At 63.8% G+C, this 21,194-nt stretch carries 18 protein-coding genes and 1 pseudogene; 14 read left to right on the top strand and 5 right to left on the bottom strand.

Going from position 1 to position 21,194, the window contains the following annotated elements:
* Complete coding sequence (gstA, locus tag HX881_RS11485; protein WP_177084472.1) at positions 1 to 606, bottom strand: glutathione transferase GstA; 606 nt, start codon at positions 604 to 606, stop codon at positions 1 to 3.
* 109 nt (positions 607 to 715) lie between these two features.
* Between gstA and HX881_RS11490 the strand changes: the two genes are divergently transcribed.
* The 3 genes and pseudogenes from HX881_RS11490 to HX881_RS33200 all read left to right on the top strand — a co-directional run bounded on the left by HX881_RS11490 (position 716) and on the right by HX881_RS33200 (position 3,301).
* A complete protein-coding gene (locus HX881_RS11490) occupies positions 716 to 1,582 on the top strand; it encodes a LysR family transcriptional regulator (RefSeq protein WP_177084474.1) in 867 nt (288 codons plus the stop codon).
* A 399-nt stretch (positions 1,583 to 1,981) separates the two neighbouring features.
* Positions 1,982 to 2,749: pseudogene (locus tag HX881_RS33195) on the top strand (PAS domain-containing protein); the annotation flags it as partial.
* A 168-nt stretch (positions 2,750 to 2,917) separates the two neighbouring features.
* Positions 2,918 to 3,301 (top strand): methyl-accepting chemotaxis protein, encoded by a 384-nt coding sequence (locus HX881_RS33200; RefSeq protein WP_370591019.1) that lies wholly within the window; start codon positions 2,918 to 2,920, stop codon positions 3,299 to 3,301.
* 110 nt (positions 3,302 to 3,411) lie between these two features.
* On the opposite strand, the gene HX881_RS11500 is transcribed toward HX881_RS33200, so the two are convergent.
* On the bottom strand, positions 3,412 to 3,978 hold the full coding sequence (locus HX881_RS11500; protein WP_017126198.1) for a hypothetical protein: 567 nt from the start codon (positions 3,976 to 3,978) through the stop codon (positions 3,412 to 3,414).
* Positions 3,979 to 4,245: 267 nt separating this feature from the next.
* On the opposite strand from HX881_RS11500, the gene HX881_RS11505 reads away from it, so the two are divergent.
* Positions 4,246 to 5,691 (top strand): NAD-dependent succinate-semialdehyde dehydrogenase, encoded by a 1,446-nt coding sequence (locus tag HX881_RS11505; RefSeq protein WP_017126197.1) that lies wholly within the window; start codon positions 4,246 to 4,248, stop codon positions 5,689 to 5,691.
* Positions 5,692 to 5,731: 40 nt separating this feature from the next.
* Here HX881_RS11505 and HX881_RS11510 read toward each other — a convergent pair whose 3' ends face one another.
* A complete protein-coding gene (locus tag HX881_RS11510) occupies positions 5,732 to 6,481 on the bottom strand; it encodes an NAD-dependent epimerase/dehydratase family protein (protein WP_177084476.1) in 750 nt (249 codons plus the stop codon).
* A 211-nt stretch (positions 6,482 to 6,692) separates the two neighbouring features.
* On the bottom strand, positions 6,693 to 7,724 hold the full coding sequence (gene gntR, locus HX881_RS11515; RefSeq protein ID WP_017126195.1) for an HTH-type transcriptional regulator GntR: 1,032 nt from the start codon (positions 7,722 to 7,724) through the stop codon (positions 6,693 to 6,695).
* A 227-nt stretch (positions 7,725 to 7,951) separates the two neighbouring features.
* Here gntR and HX881_RS11520 point away from each other — a divergent pair, with 227 nt between their 5' ends.
* Both HX881_RS11520 and HX881_RS11525 read left to right on the top strand, forming a co-directional pair.
* On the top strand, positions 7,952 to 8,482 hold the full coding sequence (locus tag HX881_RS11520; protein ID WP_017126194.1) for a gluconokinase: 531 nt from the start codon (positions 7,952 to 7,954) through the stop codon (positions 8,480 to 8,482).
* Between the two features lie 97 nt (positions 8,483 to 8,579).
* A complete protein-coding gene (locus HX881_RS11525; RefSeq protein ID WP_017126193.1) occupies positions 8,580 to 9,932 on the top strand; it encodes a GntP family permease in 1,353 nt (450 codons plus the stop codon).
* A gap of 125 nt (positions 9,933 to 10,057) precedes the next feature.
* Here the strand turns inward: HX881_RS11525 and alaC are convergent, their stop codons facing one another.
* The gene (gene alaC, locus HX881_RS11530) at positions 10,058 to 11,278 is read right to left on the bottom strand and encodes an alanine transaminase (protein WP_017126192.1); all 1,221 of its coding nucleotides are present in this window, start codon (positions 11,276 to 11,278) and stop codon (positions 10,058 to 10,060) included.
* A 161-nt stretch (positions 11,279 to 11,439) separates the two neighbouring features.
* On the opposite strand from alaC, the gene HX881_RS11535 reads away from it, so the two are divergent.
* From HX881_RS11535 to HX881_RS11570, 8 genes are all read left to right on the top strand, one after another.
* Positions 11,440 to 11,925, top strand: a complete 486-nt coding sequence (locus tag HX881_RS11535; protein ID WP_177084478.1) for a GyrI-like domain-containing protein — start codon at positions 11,440 to 11,442, stop codon at positions 11,923 to 11,925.
* A 213-nt stretch (positions 11,926 to 12,138) separates the two neighbouring features.
* Entirely contained in the window at positions 12,139 to 12,237 is a 99-nt protein-coding gene (gene kdpF / locus HX881_RS11540) for a K(+)-transporting ATPase subunit F (protein ID WP_017126190.1), read from the top strand.
* Between the two features lie 167 nt (positions 12,238 to 12,404).
* A complete protein-coding gene (kdpA, locus tag HX881_RS11545) occupies positions 12,405 to 14,111 on the top strand; it encodes a potassium-transporting ATPase subunit KdpA (RefSeq protein ID WP_017126189.1) in 1,707 nt (568 codons plus the stop codon).
* A 10-nt stretch (positions 14,112 to 14,121) separates the two neighbouring features.
* Complete coding sequence (kdpC, locus tag HX881_RS11550) at positions 14,122 to 14,829, top strand: potassium-transporting ATPase subunit KdpC (RefSeq protein WP_177084480.1); 708 nt, start codon at positions 14,122 to 14,124, stop codon at positions 14,827 to 14,829.
* 1 nt (position 14,830) lies between these two features.
* A complete protein-coding gene (gene kdpB / locus HX881_RS11555; protein ID WP_177084592.1) occupies positions 14,831 to 16,897 on the top strand; it encodes a potassium-transporting ATPase subunit KdpB in 2,067 nt (688 codons plus the stop codon).
* A 108-nt stretch (positions 16,898 to 17,005) separates the two neighbouring features.
* Positions 17,006 to 19,687 (top strand): sensor histidine kinase, encoded by a 2,682-nt coding sequence (locus HX881_RS11560; RefSeq protein ID WP_177084482.1) that lies wholly within the window; start codon positions 17,006 to 17,008, stop codon positions 19,685 to 19,687.
* A complete protein-coding gene (locus HX881_RS11565; RefSeq protein ID WP_177084484.1) occupies positions 19,684 to 20,376 on the top strand; it encodes a response regulator in 693 nt (230 codons plus the stop codon). Before HX881_RS11560 ends, HX881_RS11565 begins: the two co-directional genes overlap by 4 nt.
* Before the next feature lie 309 nt (positions 20,377 to 20,685).
* Positions 20,686 to 21,183 (top strand): GNAT family N-acetyltransferase, encoded by a 498-nt coding sequence (locus tag HX881_RS11570; RefSeq protein ID WP_177084486.1) that lies wholly within the window; start codon positions 20,686 to 20,688, stop codon positions 21,181 to 21,183.
* The last annotated feature ends 11 nt before the right edge of the window (positions 21,184 to 21,194 follow it).

Consider the following 21,194-nt stretch of genomic DNA (forward strand, 5'->3'; position numbering starts at 1 on the left):
TCAGGCGGCCTGCTCGATTTCCAGCGCGGCCTTCACCGCGGCTCGCGCGCCGATCCGCGCCATGAAGCGGCCCAGCGCCGGCCAGGGCAGCAGGTCGATGTCGAAGAAGCGGTTCCAGCGCATCACGGTGAACAGGTAGATATCCGCCACGCTGAAGCCGTCATCGAGCAGATAGTCCTGGCGTGCCAGGGTGTTTTCCAGCAGGGCGAAACGCTGGAACAGGCGCGCACGGAAGATCGCCTTGACCTCGTCGGGGATCGCCGGATTGAACAGTGGGCCCATGGTCCCGTGGACCTCGCTGCCGAGGAAGTTCAGCCATTCCTGCAGGCGCACCCGCTGCCAACTGCCATTGGCCGGCGCCAGCCCGGCGTCGGGCTTGAGGTCGGCGAGAAACTGCACGATGACGCCGCCTTCGGTCAGCACCTGGCCGTTGTCCAGTTGTAGCGCCGCGACATACCCCTTGGGATTGATGGCGAGGAAGTCGTCACCGTGCTCGGTGAGCTTGCTGCGGTTGTCGACCCGTATCAGTTCGAACGGCAGGCCGAGTTCGCGCAGCACGATATGCGGTGACAGCGAACAGGTTTCGGGGGCGTAGTACAACTTCATGAAGGAGGACTCCAGGGCGGACGGGGTTGGTGTGCCCGCATTCTCGTATTGGCCCCGGCTCCCGGTATAATTAATACTTCATAAACCAACCATAAGGGCAGCTACTGGCATGATGAACCTGATGCACTGGCGCCTGCTGGTGGCGGTCCTCGATACCGGCACCATCAGCCGTGCCGCCGAGCAGGTCGGCATGACCCAGTCGGCGGCCAGTCAGGCCCTGGCCGCGATGGAGGAAGGGCTGGGCGCGCAACTGTTCGTGCGCGAAGCGCGGCAGGCCGTGCCCACGGCTGTCGGCCTGCAGGTGCTGGAAGAGGCGCGACTGATGCTCGGGTCGCTGCAGAAGATTCGCCAGCAGGTCGACAGGGCCCGGGGGCTGACCCACGGCACCCTGCGCCTGGCGAGTTTTCCCATGGTCCTGAGCACGTTGCTGCCGCCGCTGTTACGGCGCTTTCGCCAGCGCCACCCCGGTATCGAACTGGTCGCGCTGGAGGTCAGTGATCATGAGGTGGAGAGCATGCTCGCCAGTGAGCTGGTGGACGTCGGCGTCGTGCTCAACCCCGAGCCGGGGCGGGCGGCCCGCGAGTTGGGGCGCGACAGCTGGGTCGCGGTGGTTTCCATCGAGCATCACCTGGCGGCGCGTGGTGTCGACGGGCGTGTCAGTCTGGCGGAACTGGTCGCCGAACCCTTTGTGCTGGCCACCGGCGGCTGCACGGTCAATGCGCGCAGTATTGCCGCTGAAACCGGCCTGCGGCTCGAAGATATAAGGGTTGAAGTCCGCGAGTGGAACAGCGCCTTTGCCCTGGTGCGGGAGAACCTCGGGGTGAGCCTGGTGCCGGAGCTGACCTTGCCGAAGGAGCGCAAGGGGCTGCGCATCCTGCGTCTGGAAACCCCCGTCGAGCGCCGGTTCGCGCTGGTGGCTTCGGTGGCCGGCACGAACTCGGCGGCGGTGACGGCGTTGTTCGATATGCTGGGTTGAATCACCCTCGGTAATGTCTCGGTACTGTTGCCGGCAGGAGTAGCTGGCGATTGGCTTGCATCCGGCCCGCGGCTGTCTATGCTCTTGGGCAGGATTGTATGAGGAATGCCATCAAACGCGTGCTTATTACTGTCCCCCAAGTAGCCATGTTTATGTCCTGCATAAACGACAAGCTGTTGTTCTGAGGAAGATTGCCTGTGCAATCAGGACGTTGAGTCACGGATAGCTTGATGAGAACGATACCCAGGGATACCCGGATCAAACATCGTTCAATGCTCTGTTACTGCCCCCGGGCGGTGGGAGTGTGCCTGTCAGGTAGTTTGGCGATAAAGAGCGTGTTTACTGAAGCGAAGTTATCAACTCCGAGTGTCTTTCGACAGTGCTAAAGGGATTTGAGCCATGTTTGATTCTCATCGCAAGTCCGACCTGCTGGAAATTCAACGCTTTTCCTGCGCGCTGTCCGAGGCCAACGCCAAGTTGGCGGCGATTGGTCGTTCCATGGCCATGATCGAGTTCACGCCAGACGGTCATATCCTCGAAGCCAATGCAAACTTCTGCAAGGTCATGGGCTATTCGGCGGATGAGATCCGTGGCAAACATCATCGGATCTTCTGCGAAGAGGACTTTGCCAAGAGCGAGGACTACGCCCGCTTCTGGCGCGACCTGGCCCGTGGCGAGCCGCTGAGCGGGACCTTCCTGCGGCTCGACAAGAATGGCCGGGAAGTCTGGCTGGAGGCCAGTTACATGCCGGTGATCAATGCCGACCGGCAGGTAGAAAGTGTGATCAAGGTGGCGTCGGATATTACCCAACGCATTCACTACGAACATGAGAACCAGAGCATCGTCAATGCACTGGGACGTTCCATGGCGTTGATCGAGTTCAGCCCGGACGGCCGGGTGATCACCGCCAACGAGAACTTCCTCAAGACCATGCACTACTCGCTCAACGAAGTGGTGGGCCAGCACCACAGTATGTTCTGCCATCGCAGCGAGAGCGAGTCCCAGGGCTACAAGGCCTTCTGGGCGTCGCTCAATCGCGGCGAATATCATTCGCGGCGTTTCGAGCGCGTCGACAAGCATGGGCATACGGTGTACCTGGAAGCCTCCTACAACCCGATCTTCGATTCCAAGGGCCGTCTGTACAAGGTGGTGAAGTTCGCCAGCGATATCACCTCCCAGGTGATCAGCCTGCAATCGGCGGCGGAGTCGGCGCACAGCACTTCCGTACAGAACGACGCCTGTGCCCAGAAGGGGTCCCAGGTGGTGCAGCAGACGGTGGAAATCATCCAGGAGATTTCCCGCAACCTGAATGACGCCGCCGAAAGCATCGATGCGGTGAACCGTCAGTCCGACATCATCGGCACCATCGTCCAGACCATTCGCGGCATCGCCGACCAGACCAACCTGCTGGCCCTCAATGCGGCGATCGAGGCGGCGCGGGCCGGTGAGCACGGACGCGGTTTCGCTGTAGTGGCCGACGAGGTACGCAGCCTGGCGGCGCGCACCAGCCAGGCGACGCTGGAGATCGTCGCGGTGGTCAGCAAGAACCACGAACTGTCCCACAGCGCGGTGAGCAGCATGCAGTCGAGCCTGAGTCGAACGGGGCGCGGAGTGGAACTGGCGAACGAGGCGGGGGAAGCGATCCTGGAAATCCAGCAGGGCTCCAAGCATGTGGTGGATGCGATCAGCCAGATCAACGCGACATTGCAGTTGCCCTGAGTCTGTGTGGGAGGGGGCTAGCCCCCGAGGCTTTTGCCGCTCTCGAGGGCCTCTTCACGGGCACGCCCGCTCCCACGCAGGCCCGCTCCCACATCAACCCGCTCCCGCGGTTAGTTGTTGGTCGCCAGGAACGCGCTGGCGGCCTGCTTGTCGACCGGGTTCGGGCTGTTCTTGTCGGTCTGGGCGCTGAACTGTTCCTTGATGCGCTCGGCAATCTTGTTGTTGATCGCCTGCTGCTGTTCCGGTGGCAAGGCGTTGAAGCTTTCCTCGGTCAGCCCCTGTTCCTTGAGCATCTGTTCGCGCAGGCGCTCGACCGGCGACTTGCTCATGTAATCCTTGAATTCCTTCATCGCATCACTGTCATTACTGGTGGCAGTGGGTGCGGTGCGGGTGGTCGGCGGGGTGGCGGTCATGGTCGCGGCAGCGGCCACATCCGGCACCTTGGCCTGGAGGTGTACGCGGGTCTTGGCGAACGCGGCGTTGACGTTATCGGCCACCTTGTCGGCCGCCTTGTTGGCGGCGTTCTGGGCGGCCGGGGCCGAGGTAAGGCCGGCGGCGGCCTGGGCGCTTTGCACAAAACCGCTGGAAAGCGCGTTATTGGCGGCGGTGGTCGGATCCAGGTCGGAACGGTTCGACGGCTGGATCGCGTGAGTCTGGTTGCGGGCATTGACCAACATGGGATAAACACCTGGGTTTGAGAATACCCTCGGCTACGAGCAATTTGTATGCCGATTGCTACAAAGCCCGGTCTGTCGCGCTCTGGCCGATACAGACCTGCAGTCCCTGGCCGGCAAGCGGAAAACCCTTGCCGCCGTGCTTGCCGCCCGGGCGGCGGGAAATTTCACTTGCAGTCCGGCCCGATAGTGATTGCACTGGTCGGTGTTCTGACGCCATGACCCCTCGATGCAGCCATCTGAATTGGCCATCTGAACTGGAGAGTACTGATGACAAACGCAAGCTACGTGAACACCCGGCTCCTGATCGACGGCGTGTGGTGCGATGCCCGCAGCGGCAAGACCCTCGATGTGCTGAATCCGGCCACCGGCCTGGTGATCGGCAAGGTCGCCCATGCCGACATCGCCGATCTCGATCTCGCCCTGGCGGCTGCCCAGCGTGGTTTTGACAACTGGCGCTGGGTCCCGGCCAACGAGCGCGCGCTGATCATGCGCAAGGCCGCGGCGCTGGTTCGCGAGCGGGCCGAAACCATCGCGCAACTGATGACCCAGGAGCAGGGCAAGCCGCTCGCCGAATCGCGTGTGGAAGTGAATTCCGCCGCGGACATCATCGAGTGGTTCGCCGACGAAGGGCGGCGGGTCTACGGTCGCGTCGTCCCGTCGCGCAACCTCGCCGTGCAGCAGACGGTGGTGCGTGAACCGGTCGGCCCGGTCGCGGCCTTCACGCCGTGGAACTTCCCGGTCAACCAGGTGGTGCGCAAGCTCAGCGCCGCCCTGGCAACCGGCTGCTCCTTCCTGGTCAAGGCCCCCGAGGAAACCCCGGCATCGCCGGCGGCATTGTTGCAGGCCTTTGTCGACGCCGGCGTGCCGGCCGGTGTGGTCGGGCTGGTTTTCGGCGACCCGGCGCAGATCTCGTCCTACCTGATCGCGCACCCGGTGATCCGCAAGGTGACCTTTACCGGTTCGACCCCCGTGGGCAAGCACCTGGCGGCGCTCGCCGGCCAGCATATGAAACGCGCCACCATGGAACTGGGCGGGCATGCGCCGGTGATCATTGCCGAAGACGCGGACGTGACGGCGGCGGTCAAGGCCATGGCCGGCGCGAAGTTCCGCAATGCCGGGCAGGTGTGCATCTCGCCGACGCGTTTCCTGGTGCACAACAGCATCCGCGCCGAATTCACCCGGGAGATGGTCCGGTATGCGCAGGGCCTGAACGTCGGCAATGGTCTCGAGGCGGATACCACCCTGGGCGCCCTGGCCAACAGCCGTCGCCTGACCGCGATGGGCCGGGTGGTCGAGAGTGCGCTGGCCAGCGGGGCACGCCTGGAGACCGGCGGCGAGCGGATCGGCACCACGGGTAACTTCTTCGCGCCGACCGTACTGGCGGATGTTCCTCTCGACGCCGATGTGTTCAACAACGAACCCTTCGGTCCCGTTGCCGCCATTCGCGGATTCGATTCGCTCGACGAGGCCATTCTTGAAGCCAACAGGCTGCCGTATGGCCTGGCCGCCTACGCCTTCACGCGTTCGTTCGCCAACGTGCATCGCCTGACCCAGCGGGTCGAGTCCGGCATGTTGTGGATCAACCAGGCAATGACGCCCTGGGCCGAGATGCCGTTCGGTGGCGTGAAGGATTCGGGCTACGGCTCCGAAGGCGGACCGGAGGCCCTGGAACCGTACCTGGTGTCCAAGTCGGTGTACGTCAACTCTCTCTGAAGGGGCGGCCATCCGTCGCGGCGGATGGCCGAATCGCTCTTCAGCGGTGGAGTGCCTGTACGGGTACGGGGATAGCGAAGGTCTGGAAGCTGTCGTCCAGCGGTTGATAGCCCAGGACCCGGGTGGTCTCGCTCAGGTCCAGGCGCCTGAAGCGGTTGTCGGAAATGCCGTGGGCCACCAGGTGCTGGACGTCCTCCACTTCAATGGCCCGTTGCAGCAGTTGCACGGCATCGCGCGGGCTGAGCCAGGTGTTCAGGTCGACGTCGTGCAGATCCTGGCTATCGGGGAGCTCGAAGGCACCGATGCGCAGGGCGATGGTCGACAGGCCCCGACGGGTGGCATAGAACGCACACAAGGCCTCGCCATAACATTTGCTCACGCCATACAGGTTGGCGGGCATCACCGGCATGCCCGGGGTGACCTGGCGATCCTGCGCGTAACCTTCGATGGCCTGAGCGCTGCTGGCGAACACCACGCGCTTGCACCTGGCCCTGGCGGCGGCTTCCAGGAGGTAGGTGGTGGCCATGATGTTGTTGGGCAGCAGTTCTTCGAAAGAAGAGTCCGCGTAGGGAATGCCCGCCAGGTGCACCACCACATCGATACCCTCGACCAGCGCGCCGACCTCGTCCTTGTCGTCCAGGTCGAGGCGGACGAAACGATGCTCGCCGATGGCAAAGTCCGGTTGGTGGCGGTCGGCGAGGACAAAGTCATAGCGGTTCTGCGCAGCCAGGAAAAAGGTCTTGCCAATACGGCCACAGGCGCCTGTAAGCAGGACTCTGAGCGGATTCATACTGACTTCCTAGTAAGAACTCTGACAGGGAGATGACGGTTCGGTGAATACTCACAGTAGACCATTGTCCGAACCCTGCCCGAAAATCCCCCGCCTTGTGCGGTATCGCCGGACCCGCGGCTCCCCGTGCGGTCAAGAGTCAGCCCAGAGGTATCGTGGGGGCAGTGGCCGGGGGAGGGCTGACCGACCGTCGGCCAGCCCTTGGTGAGTCTCAACTGCTCTCGCGCACCATCAATTCGAAGCCCATGTCCACCACTGGCTGGGGCACGGGATTGCCTGCCATCAGGTTGAGCATCTGCTCGGCCGCGCGCTGGCCGATGGCTTCGCGCGGGGTGCGGATGCTGCTCAGGCGCGGCACCATGAAGGCCGAGCCGGGCAGGTCGTTGAAGCCCAGCACCGCCACTTGTTCCGGCACCTTGATGCCGCAGCGCATGGCTTCGAGCAAGGCGCCCTGGGCCAGGTCGTCGTTGCCGAAGAAGATCGCGTCGACCTGTGGATGGCTGCTCATCAATTGCAGGAACAGTTCGCCACCCAGGCCCACCGACGACGGACGCGGCGTCAGCAGTTCCAGGTCCGGGTCGTAGAGCCCGGCCGCCTGCAGCGCCCGGCGGAAGCCTTCGCCGCGCAGCAGGGTGCGCTGGTCGAGTTGCGCGCCGATATAGGCCAGGCGTCGCCGACCACGGGAGATCAGGTGCTCGGCGGCCGTGGCCCCGGCGCTCTGCTGGGAGAAACCGACGCAGTTCACGCCGGCGCCAGGGTCCAGGTCCATCATGTACACGCACGGCACATTGCTCGCCTCGATCATCCGCCGGGCGCTTTCCGAGCGGTCGAAGCCGGTCAGCAGCAGGCCACGGGGCTGGTAGGCCATGTAGTTGCGCAGCAGGTTTTCTTCTTCGTCGCGGGAATAGTGGTAGTTGCCGATCAGCACTTCGAAGCCGCGGGGCCGCAGGACCTTGTGGATGGCTTCGAGGGTATCGATGAACAGCAGGTTGGACAGCGACGGCACCAGTACCACCACCGAATGGCTCTGGGCCGAGGCCAGGGCGCGGGCCGCCGGATTGACCACGTAGTTCAGCTCATCGGCCGCCCGTCGGACTTTTTCCACCAGTTCCGTGGCCACGCTGCTGATCCCGCGCAGGGCCCGGGACGCGGTGATCGGGCTGACACCGGCGAGGCGCGCGACTTCATTGAGGGTGGGACGTCCCGTGGTACGGGGATTCTTGTCGTTCTTGGTCGAGGTCATCGGACGGCTTGCCAAACAAAATTCGAGGCACTAAGGTAGCGCTGTCTCGACGGGCCTGCAAATGCCCGGGCGCGGTTTGCCTGAACTCGCCTGGTCCTGTTGGAAAGCTTGACCGCGGCAACCCATAAAAATGACAAGAAGGCGTCGGCGACGCGTGTTTTGTGCTTTGCTTTTGCAGTATCGAAAGCTCTGGCAAAGACAGCGCTGTCTGCGTGCTGAGGTGTTACATGAGTCAACCCATCACTGCCCTGGTTATCATGGGTGTTTCCGGTTGCGGCAAGTCCAGCGTGGGCGAGGCTATCTGCCAGCTCAGCGCGGCCACCCTGATCGAAGGCGACAGTTTTCACCCCGCCGCGAACATCGCCAAGATGAGCGCCGGCACTCCCCTCACCGATGAAGACCGTGCCGGCTGGCTCGACAGCCTGTGCGACGAACTGCGGCGTGCCGTGGCCGCCGGCCAGCGTCCGGTACTGACCTGCTCGGCGCTGAAGCTGCGCTACCGCGAACGCCTGCGCGGCGCCGTGCCGGGCCTGGGCTTCGTGTTTCTCGAACTGACCCCGGCTGTCGCCGCCGAACGGGTCAACCATCGTCCCGGCCATTTCATGCCGGGGACCCTGATCGACAGCCAGTTCGCCGCCCTTGAGTCGCCGGTGGGCGAACCGCTGACCCTGGCGCTCGATGCGACCCGGGAAGTGGCGCAACTGGCGCAATCGGCCAGTCGCTGGTGGCAGGCCCATGGCCTGGAGCGCACGGCCTGATTACCGGATAAAAAATGCTGGCTGGAAAAGATAGCGCTGTCCTGAAAGCTGTCCTTCACTCACGAATACGATAAAAACAACAAGCAGGAGACACCTTATGTTTGGATTGTCCCACGAGACCTATCTGCTCCTGGATGCAGTGGTCACCATTATCGGGCTGATCGTGCTGATCACCCGCTTCAAGACCCACCCCTTCATTGCCCTGATCATTGCCTCGGCGTTTCTCGGCCTGACCTCGGGCATGCCGGCGGACAAGATCATCAAGGCCTTCCAGGACGGTTTCGGCGGGGTGCTCGGGTTTGTCGGAATCATCCTCGCGCTGGGGACGATGCTCGGCAAGATGATGTCCGACTCGGGGGGCGCCGACCAGATCGCCCAGACCCTGATCCGCGCCTTCGGTAAGGAGCGGGTGCAGTGGGCGATGATGTTCGCGGCGTTCCTGGTGGGGATTCCGCTGTTCTTCGAAATCGGCTTCGTGCTGCTGATCCCGCTGGTGTTCATCGTCGCGCGGCGCACCGGTGTGTCGTTGATCAAGATCGGCATTCCGTTGCTGGCCGGCCTGTCCGCCGTGCATGGCCTGGTGCCGCCGCATCCGGGGCCGCTGCTGGCGATCGGCGTGTTCAACGCCGATATCGGCAAGACCATCCTCTACGGCCTGATCGTCGCCCTGCCGACCGCCATCATTGCCGGTCCGATCTACGGCTCTTTTATCGCCAGGTACATTCCGGGCAACCCGAACCAGGAACTGGTCGACCAACTGGCCCGCGAGCCGGAATCCAGCAGCCTGCCGAGCTTCAGCGTGACCCTGGTCACCGTGTTGCTGCCGGTGTTCCTGATGCTGCTCAAGACCTTTGCCGATATCGCCCTGCCGGACGGGCATTTCTTCCGTATCTGGATGGACATGATCGGCCACCCGATCAGCGCCCTGCTGCTGGCCTTGCTGCTGGCGCTGTACACCTTCGGCAAGCGCCAGGGCATGGATTCCAAACGCATCCTCAAATTGCTGGACGCGAGCCTGGCGCCTACGGCGGCGATCATTCTGATCATTGGCGCCGGCGGTGGTTTCAAGCAGATGCTGGTGACCAGCGGCGTGGGCGACGTGATCGGCCATATCGCGGTGAATGCGCAGATCTCGCCGATCCTGCTGGCCTGGCTGGTGGCGGCGGTGATTCGCGTCGCGACGGGGTCGGCGACGGTGGCGACCATCACCGGGGCCGGTATCGTGATGCCGGTGGTGGACCTGATTCCCGGGGTCAACCGTGAACTGCTGGTGCTGGCAACGGGGGCGGGCTCGTTGATCCTGTCTCACGTCAACGATGCGGGATTCTGGCTGGTGAAGCAGTATTTCAACATGACCGTGGCCGAGACCTTCAAGACCTGGACCGCGATGGAAACCATCCTGTCGGTGGTGGGCCTGGGCTTCATCATGCTGCTGTCGCTGGTGGTCTGAGCCCTGGCTGAGCGTTGCTGCGCGCAACCAAGGCATGCAACCCGTGACGCTCTGCGTCGCAAGCGCGGACGCGGAGCGTCCTGAGAGGCGTTCCCACGCAGAGCGTGGGAACGATCATCGAAGGGTTATTCGCCAGCGCTTTTCTTCAACTGCCCGTCAGCCCGGAACATCGCGCGGATACCGCGCACAGCCTGGCGGATCCGGTCCTGGTTCTCGATCAGGGCAAAGCGCACATGATCATCGCCGTATTCGCCGAAACCGACACCCGGCGAGACGCAGACCTTGGCCTCGGCCAGCAGTTTCTTGGCAAACTCCAGCGATCCCAGGTGTGCATAGGCCTCGGGAATCTTCGCCCAGACATACATCGACGCCTTCGGATTCTCGACCATCCAGCCCAGCTCGTGCAGGCCCTTGACCAGCACATTGCGGCGCTGCCGATACTGTTCGGCGATATCCCGCACGCACTGTTGATCGCCTTCCAGCGCGGCGATGGCCGCCACTTGCAGCGGGGTGAAGGTGCCATAGTCGTGGTAGCTCTTGATCCGCGCCAGGGCGCTGACCAGCTCGGGATTGCCGACCATGAAGCCGATCCGCCAGCCCGCCATGTTGTAGCTCTTGGACAGGGTGAAGAACTCCACCGCAATGTCCTTGGCCCCCGGCACCTGCATGATCGACGGGGCTTTCCAGCCATCGTAGACGATGTCGGCGTAGGCCAGGTCGTGGATCACCAGCACGTCGTACTGCTTGGCCAGGGCGATCACCCGTTCGAAGAAGTCCAGTTCCACGCATTGCGCGGTCGGGTTCGACGGGAAGCCGAGAATCATCATCTTCGGCTTGGGGATCGAGCCACGGATGGCCCGCTCCAGCTCGGCGAAGAAGTCCACGCCCGGTACCAGCGGCACCGAGCGCACCTGGGCGCCGGCAATCACCGCGCCGTAGATATGAATCGGATAGCTGGGGTTGGGCACCAGCACGGTGTCGCCCTGGTCGAGGGTGGCGAGCATCAGGTGCGCCAGGCCCTCTTTCGAACCGATGGTGACGATGGCTTCGCTTTCCGGGTCGATCTCGACGTCGTAGCGGTCCTTGTACCAGTGGGAAATCGCCCGGCGCAGCCTTGGGATGCCCTTGGAGGTGGAGTAGCCATGGGTGTCTTCGCGCTGGGCGACGGTCACCAGCTTCTCGACGATATGCGGCGGAGTCGCACCGTCGGGGTTGCCCATGCTCAAGTCGATGATGTCTTCGCCACGACGACGGGCGGCCATCTTCAGCTCGGCAGTGATATTGAATACATACGGGGGGAGTCGATCGATGCGCGAGAAACGGCGCGGCGAACCTTGGTCTGCCATGGTGGCCTCTGAATACGTAAGCGCCCGGAACCGTCCGAGCGACGTCGGCCACTGCGGTGGCCTGCGGCGCTGAAGATAAAGGCGCTGATGGCACTCTGTCCAGCCTATTTTTTGCTTCTATACTGCGATGCGCACCACTTTTCCTACGGAGCTCAGTACCCATGGACGACGCATCTAGCCACGCACTGTCACCGCCACGCTTCGAGCATGGTCACTTTCAATTGATCGCGGGATTGGGCGGGCGTTTTACCGCCGACACGTCCGGGACCATCCCCGATCTGTGGGACGCCTTCATACCGCATATCGGAAATGTACCCGGCCAGGTGGGCGAGGAGACGTACGGTATCTGCTGCAATCCAGACGGCCAGGGTGGTTTCGAGTACATCGCCGGGGTAGCTATCAGCAAGCTGGACGACCTGCCCGACCTGTATCGCTGGGTGGAAGTGCAACCCCAGCACTATGCGGTTTTCGAGCACCAGGGATCCCTCGACACCCTCAAGCAGACCTTCGAGGCGATCTGGCAGCACTGGTTGCCCACCTCCGGCCACAAGGCCGCCGATGCGCCGGAGTTCGAGCGCTACAGCGCTGACTTCAACCCGGAAAAAGGCACCGGCAAGGTCGAGATCTGGTTGCCGATCAAGCCCTGATCCTGTGTGTCCCGTGCCCTTCCCGCGGGAAGGGCACGGGGTGTTTCTATACGCCGTCTTAACATTCCCCGCTGCAATCAGTGCCCGCCCTTGATACCGCCTTCCCTACGCTGGGAGGTGGGGATTCAGGCCGGCCCGGACCCGATGTCCGGCGCCTGGAATTCCCCCGCCTGCGTCCGCCCTGGACGCTTCGACTGAGCAAGGGGAAGCATCGTGTTGACACTCAAACTTATCTACCTGATCAGCGGGCTCGGTGCCGTCGGGTTGTTCGCCTACCTGGGTTATGCGCTGATCCGCGCAGAAGACTTCTGATGAACCCGCACGTTTCGACAGCGGCTGCCCGCGCAGCCCTCACCTCCCGTACCGGGCAAGGACATCGACCATGTACGACCTGATTTTCGTCGGCACGACCCTGGTGTTTTTCGGCGCGACAGCCTTGTTCATTGTCGCCTTGAACAAGATTTGAACGGAGCTTCGACATGTTGACCGTATTACTGGAATACGCGCTGATCCTCGGGTTGATGACCGGGCTCGCGGTATTGATGGGGCGCTGGCTGACCCGCGTCTTCTGCGGCACCGGTCATGGCTGGGCGGAGCGCGCGACCTATCGGCTGCTCGGTGTCGACCCCGGCGAAACCATGGGCTGGGCCCGCTACGGTTCGGCGTTGTTGCTGTCCAACGGCGCGATGATGCTGCTCGGCTACCTGCTGTTGCGCCTGCAGGGGACGATGCCGATCAACCCGCTGGGCCTGGCTGCCCAGAGCCCGGACCTGGCGTTCAACACCGCCGCCTCGTTTATCACCAATACCAACTGGCAGGCCTATTCGGGCGAGACCAGCCTGTCCAACTTCAGCCAGATGGCGGTGATCACCTTCCTGATGTTTGTCGGCGCCACCGCCGGCGTTGTCGCGGCGGCCGGTTTCATCCGTGGCCTGAGCCGGTCCCGCTCGGCGGATATCGGCAACTACTGGGTGGACTTCACCCGCATCCTGTACCGGGTGATGCTGCCGTTGTGCCTGGTCATGGCACTGGTCTATGTCTGGCAGGGCATGCCCCAGACCCTGTCGTCCGAGGCACTGGCGAGCACCCTGGAAGGCGCGCGACAACAGGTGATCGTCGGTGCGGTGGCGAGCTTCGAATCGATCAAGCATATCGGCACCAACGGCGGTGGTTTCTTTGGCATGAACGCTGCCCATCCGTTCGAAAACCCGACCCCGCTGACCAATGCCCTGCATATCCTGAGCATGCTGCTGATTCCCTCGGCGCTGACCTATGCGTTCGGTAGCATGCTGGTCCGGCGTCGCCAGGGCTGGGTCTTCTTCGGCACCTTCCTGGTGATGTTCATCGGTTTCCTGGCGGTGGTCTTCAGTGCCGAGCAGGGCGGTAACCCTTTGCTCACCCGGTTGGGGGCGGACCAGTCGCTGTCGGCGTTCCAGAGTGGCGGCAACATGGAAGGCAAGGAACTGCGTTTCGGTATCGCCGATACCAGCCTGTTCATTGCCACCACCACCGGCGCCACCACCGGTTCGGTCAATGCCATGCATGATTCGCTGATGCCCATGGGCGGCTTCGTGCCCATGGCGCAGATGATGCTCAACTGCGTGTTCGGCGGCGATGGCGTGGGCTTTATCAACCTGATCCAGTACGCCCTGCTGACCGTGTTCCTGGTGGGCATGATGATCGGCCGGACCCCGGAATTCCTCGGCAAGCGCATCGAGGCCCGGGAGATGAAACTGGTGATGCTGTCGGTGCTCGCGCATCCGATCTGCATCCTCGGTTTCAGCGCCCTGGCGGCACTCTGGCCGGCGACCCTGGACAGCCTCAACAATGTCGGCCCCCACGGGTTCAGCGAAGTGCTCTACGCCTACACGTCCGGTACTGCCAACAACGGTTCGGCATTCGCCGGGCTGAATGCCAACACACCGTTCTTCAACACCACCATCGGCCTGGCAATGCTGCTCGGACGCTTCTTCACCATGCTGCCGATGCTGGCCGTCGCCGGTTGCCTGGCCATGAAAAAGAGCACGCCGGCCGGTGCCGGGACCATTCCCACCGCGACACCGCTGTTCATGTTCCTGGTGGTGTTCGTGGTGCTGGTGGTCGGCGGCCTGACCTTCCTGCCGGCGCTCGCGCTGGGGCCGATCGTCGAGCAACTGCAACTGCTCTCCGGCCAGACCTACAAGTGAGGATGAACCCATGACAACGCGTATTTCCACGTCAACGCAGGTGGCGACCCCATCGCTGCTGCGAGGCCTGTTGCGGCCGGTGCTGGTGTCCTCGGCGTTTTTCATGTTGCTGACCGGCCTGGCCTATCCGCTGGTCACCACCGTGGCGGCCAACCTGCTGTTTCCGTTCCAGGCCGGGGGCAGCCTGCTGGAGCGTGACGGACGGGTGGTCGGCTCGTTGCTGATCGGCCAGCAGTTCGATCGCCCGGAGTACTTTCAGTCACGGCCGAGCGTGACTCAGGGCACCGATCCGAGCGATCCGACCAAGACCGTCACCACGCCGTACAACGCCGGCCTGAGCGGCGCCAGCAACCTCGGCCCGACCAGCCAGCGCTTGCTGGACACGGTCCGGGAGCGGGTCGAAGCCTACCGTCGCCTCAATGGCCTGGACCCGCAGGCCCAGGTGCCGGTCGACGCGGTCACGGCCTCGGGCTCCGGCCTGGACCCGCATATCTCGGTCGCCAATGCACTGATCCAGGCCCGGCGGGTTGCCCGCCTGCGGCAGTTGCCCGAGGACGGGCTGCTGAAGCTGGTCCGGGCCCACACCACCGGGCGCACCTTCGGCCTGCTGGGCGAGCCACGGGTCAATGTGCTGCAACTCAACCTGGCGCTGGACGCCCTGGCGGCATCGCGCCAGTTCCCTCTCGCGGTCAGTGAACAAGAGAACCACCATGAGTGAAATGAAAGTCCGTTTGCCGTTGTTCGACCGTGCCCTGCTGCTCGCGGCGGGCCTGGATGCCTTCAGGAAACTCCTGCCGCAGGCCCAGTGGAAGAACCCGGTGATGTTCGTGGTCTACCTGGGCAGTCTGTTGACCACCCTGTTGTGGTTCCAGTCATGGGGCGGCCAGGGCGAGGCCTCCAGCGGCTTTATCCTGAGCATCTGCCTGTGGCTGTGGTTCACCGTGCTCTTCGCCAACTTCGCCGAGGCCCTGGCCGAGGGACGCAGCCGGGCCCAGGCTGCCAGCTTGCGTGGCATGAAGCGCCAGACCCTGGCCAAGTTGCTGAACCAGCCGCACCACGGCGCCAGATGGCTACCGGTGCAGGCCAGCGATCTGCGCAAGGACGCCGTGGTGCTGATCGAGGCCGGCGATCTGGTGCCGCTGGACGGCATCGTCATCGAGGGCGTGGCGTCGGTGGACGAAAGCGCGATCACCGGCGAGTCGGCTCCGGTGATCCGCGAGGCCGGTGGCGATTTCTCCTCGGTCACCGGCGGCACGCGGGTACTGTCGGACTGGCTGGTGGTGCGCATCAGCGTCAACCCCGGCGAATCCTTCCTCGACCGGATGATTTCCATGGTCGAGTCCGCCAAACGGCAGAAGACGCCCAACGAAGTGGCGTTGACCATTCTGCTGGTGGGGCTGACCGCGCTGTTCCTGCTGGTCATCGTCACCCTCAGTCCGTATTCGATCTTTGCCGTGAGCATGAGCGGTACGGGCAATGTCGTCAGCGCGACGGTGCTGGTGGCATTGCTGGTGTGCCTGATCCCCACCACCATCGGCGGCCTGTTGTCGGCCATCGGCGTGGCGGGCATGAGTCGGATGATGGCGGCCAACGTGATCGCCACCTCGGGACGGGCGGTGGAGGCGGCGGGGGATGTGGACGTGTTGCTGCTGGACAAGACCGGCACCATCACCCTGGGCAACCGTCAGGCCAGTGCTTTCCTGGCCGCTCCCGGGATCAGGGACAGTGAAGTGGCACTGGCGGCGCAGTTGGCTTCCCTGGCCGATGAAACCCCGGAAGGGCGAAGTATCGTTGCCTTGGCCCGGCAGAAATTCGAGCTGCCCGAGCCGGATCTCGATCGCCTGGCTGCCAGCTTTGTGACGTTTACCGCGCAGACCCGCATGAGCGGCGTCGACCTGGCCGATGGGCGGGTGATCCGCAAGGGGGCCGCCGATGCGATCCGTCGGCATGTGGAAGCCCTCGGCGGCGGTTTTCCCATGGCACTGCAAACCCGGGTGGATGAAGTCGCGCGACGGGGCAGCACGCCGCTGGTGGTGTGCGAGGGCGCGCGGGCCCTGGGAGTGATCGAGCTCAAGGATGTCGTCAAGGGCGGGATCAAGGAGCGGTTTTGCGAGCTGCGGCGCATGGGTATCAAGACGGTGATGATCACCGGCGACAACCACCTGACCGCGGCGGCGATTGCGGCGGAGGCCGGGGTCGATGATTTTCTCGCCGAAGCCCGCCCGGAAGACAAGTTGCAGTTGATCCGCGACTACCAGGCCCAGGGCAAGCTGGTGGCGATGACCGGCGACGGCACCAACGATGCCCCGGCACTGGCCCAGGCCGATGTCGCCGTGGCGATGAACAGCGGCACCCAGGCGGCCAAGGAAGCCGGGAACATGGTCGACCTGGACAGCAACCCGACCAAGCTGATCGAAGTGGTCGAGGTGGGCAAGCAGATGCTGATGACCCGGGGCGCGCTGACCACCTTCAGCGTCGCCAATGACGTGGCGAAGTATTTTGCTATTGTGCCTGCCGCGTTCGTGGCGACTTATCCCCAGTTGGCGGCGCTGAATGTGATGCACCTGAGCAGCCCGAACTCGGCGATTCTCAGTGCGGTGATCTTCAACGCGCTGATCATCGTGGTGCTGATTCCCCTGGCGCTCAAGGGGGTGACCTACCGGGCCATCGGCGCGGCGGCGTTGCTCAACCGCAACCTGCTGATCTATGGACTGGGGGGCGTGCTGGTTCCGTTCGCCGGGATCAAGCTGATCGATATGCTGCTGGCGGGGCTGGGGCTGGTATAGGCCGGATGACCGTGTGGCGAGGGGGCTCGCCTGCTCGCCACAGGGCACCGTTCGCGGGACCCGTTCACAAGGAGTGGGTTCGCGAGCAATGGGGGCACAAGGAATGACATGGCTTTGAACGACACATCCCGCGACGGTCGTCCCGACCCGGATGCGCTGCTGGAGAAACTGCAGCAGGACGAACAGGCCGCTCGACGCGGCCGTTTGCGCATCTACTTCGGTTCCAACGCCGGCGTCGGGAAAACCTGCGCCATGCTCCAGGCGGCCCGCCGCGAGCAGGCGCAGGGGCGCGAGGTGGTCGCCGGTATCGTCGAGACCCACGGCCGCAGCGACACCGCGGCCTTGCTCGAAGGGCTGGAACAACTGCCGCGTCATGCCCTGCAACACCGGGGCGGCAGATTGCCGGAGTTCGACCTGGATGCCGCCCTGGCCCGTTGCCCGGCGGTGCTGCTGGTGGACGAGCTGGCCCACAGCAATGTCCCCGGCTCGCGCCACCCCAAGCGCTGGCAGGACGTCGAGGAGCTGTTGCGGGCCGGTATCGATGTCTGGAGTACCCTGAACGTCCAGCACCTGGAAAGCCTCAACGACCTGGTCAGCGGCATCATCGGGACCCGCGTTCGGGAAACCGTGCCGGATCATCTGTTCGACGGTGCCGACGAAGTGCTGCTGGTCGATCTGCCGCCCGATGAACTGCTGCAACGCCTCAAGGACGGCAAGGTGTACCTCGCGCCCCAGGCCGAGCGGGCATCGCGGCACTTTTTTCGCAAGGGCAACCTGCTGGCGTTGCGCGAGCTGGCCCTGCGACGTACCGCCGACCGGGTCGATGCGCAGATGCGCGTCTATCGTCGCGAGCGCTCCATCGACACCCTGTGGGCCGCCCGCGAGCGCCTGCTGGTGGGGATTGCCGGAGTGCCCGAGGACGAACGCCTGGTGCGCGAAGCGGCACGTCTGGCGCAGAAGCTCGAGGCGGACTGGATCGTGGTGCACGTCGAGTCGTCCACGGCACGCCGGTCGGTGGCGGGACGCCGAAGCCAGGCGATGAAGACCCTGGCGCTGGCCGCCGAGTTCGGTGCCGACACGGCGATCCTCGCCGGCATCGACGTTGCCGATGCCCTGGTCGCCTGCGCCCGGGAGCGCAATGCCAACCGCCTGTTGCTCGGCCATCGGCCGCGTCGGCGCTGGCGGTTCTGGCACCAGTCGGTCAGCGATCGGATCAGCCGCCAGCACCCGCAGATCGACCAGATTGTCATTGCCCAGGGGGCGTTGCCGAAGGTGGCGGCAAAACCTCAAGTGGCGCCCGAGCCGAGCGTGGGTCGCGGGTTGGCGTATTTCTGGGCCACCCTGGCCTGTTTCGCGGCCACGGCGTTGGCGGCCCTGTTACTGCAGGTTTTCGACCCGGCCAACGTGGTCATGCTGTTCCTGCTGACCGTGGTGCTGGTGGCGCTGCGCCTGGGACGCGGTCCCGGGATCTGGGCGGCGATGCTCGCGGTCCTGTGTTTCGACTTCTTTTTCGTGCAGCCGGTGTGGTCGTTCACGGTCAACGATACTCAGTATTTCTTCACCTTCGCCTTGATGCTGGGGATTGCCCTGATCACCGGGCAATTGACCGCGCGCCTGCGTCATGAGGCGCGGACAGCAGCCGCCCGGGAGCGGCGGGCCACTTCCTTGGCGCTGTTGGCGCGGGACTTGTCGGCAGCGTTGACGGTCGAACAGATCACCCAGGTGGCGCTACGCACCTTCGCTGCCGTGTTCGAGGCCCGGGTCGCCCTGGCCCTGCCGGATCCCGGCGACGCGGTGCGGTCCATGGCCGGCAGTGTGTTTGCGGCGGATGAAAGCATCGCCCAGTGGACCTACGATCACGGGCGTCCGGCGGGGCGCGGCAGCGACACCCTGGCGGCCGCGGCGGGTTGCTATTTTCCGTTGAAGGCGCCGATGCGCGTGCGTGGGGTGCTGGTTCTCGACCTGAGCGATCCCGAGCGCCTCAAAGACCCGCAGGAACAACGCCTGCTGGAAGCCTGCATGAGCCAGTTGGCGATTGCCCTGGAGCGTGTGCATTTCGTCGAGGTGGCGCAGAGCACCCTGGTACAGATGGAAGGCGAGCGGATGCGCAACACTCTGCTGGCGGCGATCTCCCATGACCTGCGCACGCCGCTGACGACCATTATCGGTGCCGCCGATGCGGCGGCGCCCCATGCCCGGGACGGCGTGCTGGCGGACCTGCTGGCGGGGATTCACGACCAGGCCAGCGCCATGCAGCGCTTGATCGAGAACCTGCTTGATATGGCTCGCCTGCAGGATCGCGGCGTGCGCCTCAATCGACAGTGGCATTCCCTGGAGGAAGTCGTCGGCAGTGCCTTGCGCCAACTGCGTGAACCGCTGGCCCGCCATGGCGTGCGGACCCAGCTGCCGGCAGACCTGCCCCTGGTGGAGGTCGATGCGTTGTTGCTCGAGCGGGTCCTGGTCAACCTGCTGGACAACGCCGCCAAATACACTGCGCCCGGTACGTCGATCACCATCGCGGCTTACCCGCAGGAACCCCATATCGTGCTGGAGGTTTCGGACAGCGGGCCGGGCTGTCCCCTCGGCATCGTCCCGGAACAACTGTTCGAAGCCTTCAGTCGTGGCCAGCAGGAGTCGGCGGTGTCCGGCATCGGGTTGGGCCTGGCACTGGTCCGGCGCATCGTCGAGGCTCATGGCGGCCAGGTAGTCGCCCGGGCCCGGGCGGGCGGCGGGCTTTCCTTTATCATCAGCTTACCGGCGGGTCAGCCGCCGTCCATGGAATCATTATGAGCAGCAGCCGTATCCTGATTGTCGAGGATGAAGCCAATATTCGCCGGTTTATCGGTATCGCCCTGCAAGACGAGGGCTTCCAGGTGTTCGAGGCCGACAGCAGCAAGCGCGCCCTGATCGATGCGGCCAGCCGCCAGCCGGACCTGGTGATCGTCGACCTGGGCCTGCCCGACGGCGATGGCAAGGACCTGATCAGCGAGTTGCGCGGCTGGATGAGCGTGCCGATCCTGGTGCTGTCGGCCCGTGACCGCGAAGACGAGAAAGTCGCGGCGCTGGATGCCGGGGCCGACGATTACCTGGTCAAGCCGTTCGGCGTTCCCGAATTGCTCGCGCGTATCCGTGCGCAACTGCGTCGGCAGGTGCAGACTGGCACGGCGGCGCTGAGCAGCAAGGTGCGTTTCGGTGAGGTCGAGGTCGACCTGGCGACCCATGAGGTGCGTCGTGGCAACGAGAGCGTGCACCTGACACCTATCGAATTTCGCCTGTTGAGCGCACTGATCCGCGGCCAGGGCCGGGTGTTGACCCATCGGCAACTGCTGCTGGATGTCTGGGGGCTGGACTATGTCGATCGTGCCCATTACTTGCGGGTACACATGGCACATCTGCGGCAGAAACTCGAAGCCGACCCGGCACAGCCGCAGTACCTGATCACGGAACTGCAGGTTGGCTATCGCCTGGTCGGTTTGTAACGGTTTATTTGTGGTCTCTTTGCGCCTTGGTGGCGCGCCAGAAATCGAGGTAGAGGGTGATCACGCCAAACGCACTGATACCCAGCAACATCAGCAGGCCGATCTGAATATTGGTCATGGCAGCACTCCGCAAAACACCGCGCAAGGCGGCGACCTGCAGAGAAATAGTCGAAAACCGATGGCAAAGACATCGACTATATGAAAGCTTTACGGACCGTTCCCACAACAATATGAGCCAGATACGAAGCGGGCTGGATTCGCTTCCCTGATGCCGACTATTTTTCCTGTTACAAGGTTGCCTGAACTGCCATGAGTCCTTCGAATTCCATTATCCGCCAGGTCTTGACCACTGACCTGGACCGCTGTTTCGCCATCGAGAGTATCGCCTACGAAGGCGATGAAGCCGCGACCCGGGAAAAGATCGCCACCCGTATCGCGACCTGGCCGCAAGGTTTTATCGTGCTTGAGGTTGACGGTGTGGTCGCCGGTTTCGTCAATTCCGGCTCGGCGTTCGACGTGCAGATGTCCGACGAGGCATTCAAGGAACTGATTGGCCACGACCCGCAGGGTCCCCACGTGGTGATCATGTCGGTGGTGGTGCATCCGGACTATCAGGGACAAGGCCTGGCCAAGCGCTTGATGAGCGCCTTTATCGAGCAGATGCGCGACCTGGGCAAGGCGAGCATTTACCTGATGTGCCAGGAGCGCCTGGTGCCGTTCTATCAGACGTTCGGTTTTATCTACAGCAAGCCGTCGGAGTCCGATCACGGTGGCATGGTCTGGCACGAAATGATCCTCGAACTGTAGACCGGCGTTCC

The sequence above is a fragment of the Pseudomonas gingeri genome, from assembly GCF_013386115.1.
Classification (GTDB): domain Bacteria; phylum Pseudomonadota; class Gammaproteobacteria; order Pseudomonadales; family Pseudomonadaceae; genus Aquipseudomonas; species Aquipseudomonas gingeri.

Coding starts and splice junctions, on each gene's coding strand:
- HX881_RS11560 (WP_177084482.1), top strand. CDS start 17,006: ATGGCTTTGAACGACACATCCCGCGACGGTCGTCCCGACCCGGATGCG.
- HX881_RS11490 (WP_177084474.1), top strand. CDS start 716: ATGATGAACCTGATGCACTGGCGCCTGCTGGTGGCGGTCCTCGATACC.
- HX881_RS11505 (WP_017126197.1), top strand. CDS start 4,246: ATGACAAACGCAAGCTACGTGAACACCCGGCTCCTGATCGACGGCGTG.
- kdpB (WP_177084592.1), top strand. CDS start 14,831: ATGAAAGTCCGTTTGCCGTTGTTCGACCGTGCCCTGCTGCTCGCGGCG.
- HX881_RS11510 (WP_177084476.1), bottom strand. CDS start 6,481: ATGAATCCGCTCAGAGTCCTGCTTACAGGCGCCTGTGGCCGTATTGGC.
- HX881_RS11535 (WP_177084478.1), top strand. CDS start 11,440: ATGGACGACGCATCTAGCCACGCACTGTCACCGCCACGCTTCGAGCAT.
- gstA (WP_177084472.1), bottom strand. CDS start 606: ATGAAGTTGTACTACGCCCCCGAAACCTGTTCGCTGTCACCGCATATC.
- HX881_RS11520 (WP_017126194.1), top strand. CDS start 7,952: ATGAGTCAACCCATCACTGCCCTGGTTATCATGGGTGTTTCCGGTTGC.
- alaC (WP_017126192.1), bottom strand. CDS start 11,278: ATGGCAGACCAAGGTTCGCCGCGCCGTTTCTCGCGCATCGATCGACTC.
- kdpA (WP_017126189.1), top strand. CDS start 12,405: ATGTTGACCGTATTACTGGAATACGCGCTGATCCTCGGGTTGATGACC.
- HX881_RS11500 (WP_017126198.1), bottom strand. CDS start 3,978: ATGTTGGTCAATGCCCGCAACCAGACTCACGCGATCCAGCCGTCGAAC.
- HX881_RS11570 (WP_177084486.1), top strand. CDS start 20,686: ATGAGTCCTTCGAATTCCATTATCCGCCAGGTCTTGACCACTGACCTG.
- HX881_RS11565 (WP_177084484.1), top strand. CDS start 19,684: ATGAGCAGCAGCCGTATCCTGATTGTCGAGGATGAAGCCAATATTCGC.
- gntR (WP_017126195.1), bottom strand. CDS start 7,724: ATGACCTCGACCAAGAACGACAAGAATCCCCGTACCACGGGACGTCCC.
- HX881_RS11525 (WP_017126193.1), top strand. CDS start 8,580: ATGTTTGGATTGTCCCACGAGACCTATCTGCTCCTGGATGCAGTGGTC.
- kdpC (WP_177084480.1), top strand. CDS start 14,122: ATGACAACGCGTATTTCCACGTCAACGCAGGTGGCGACCCCATCGCTG.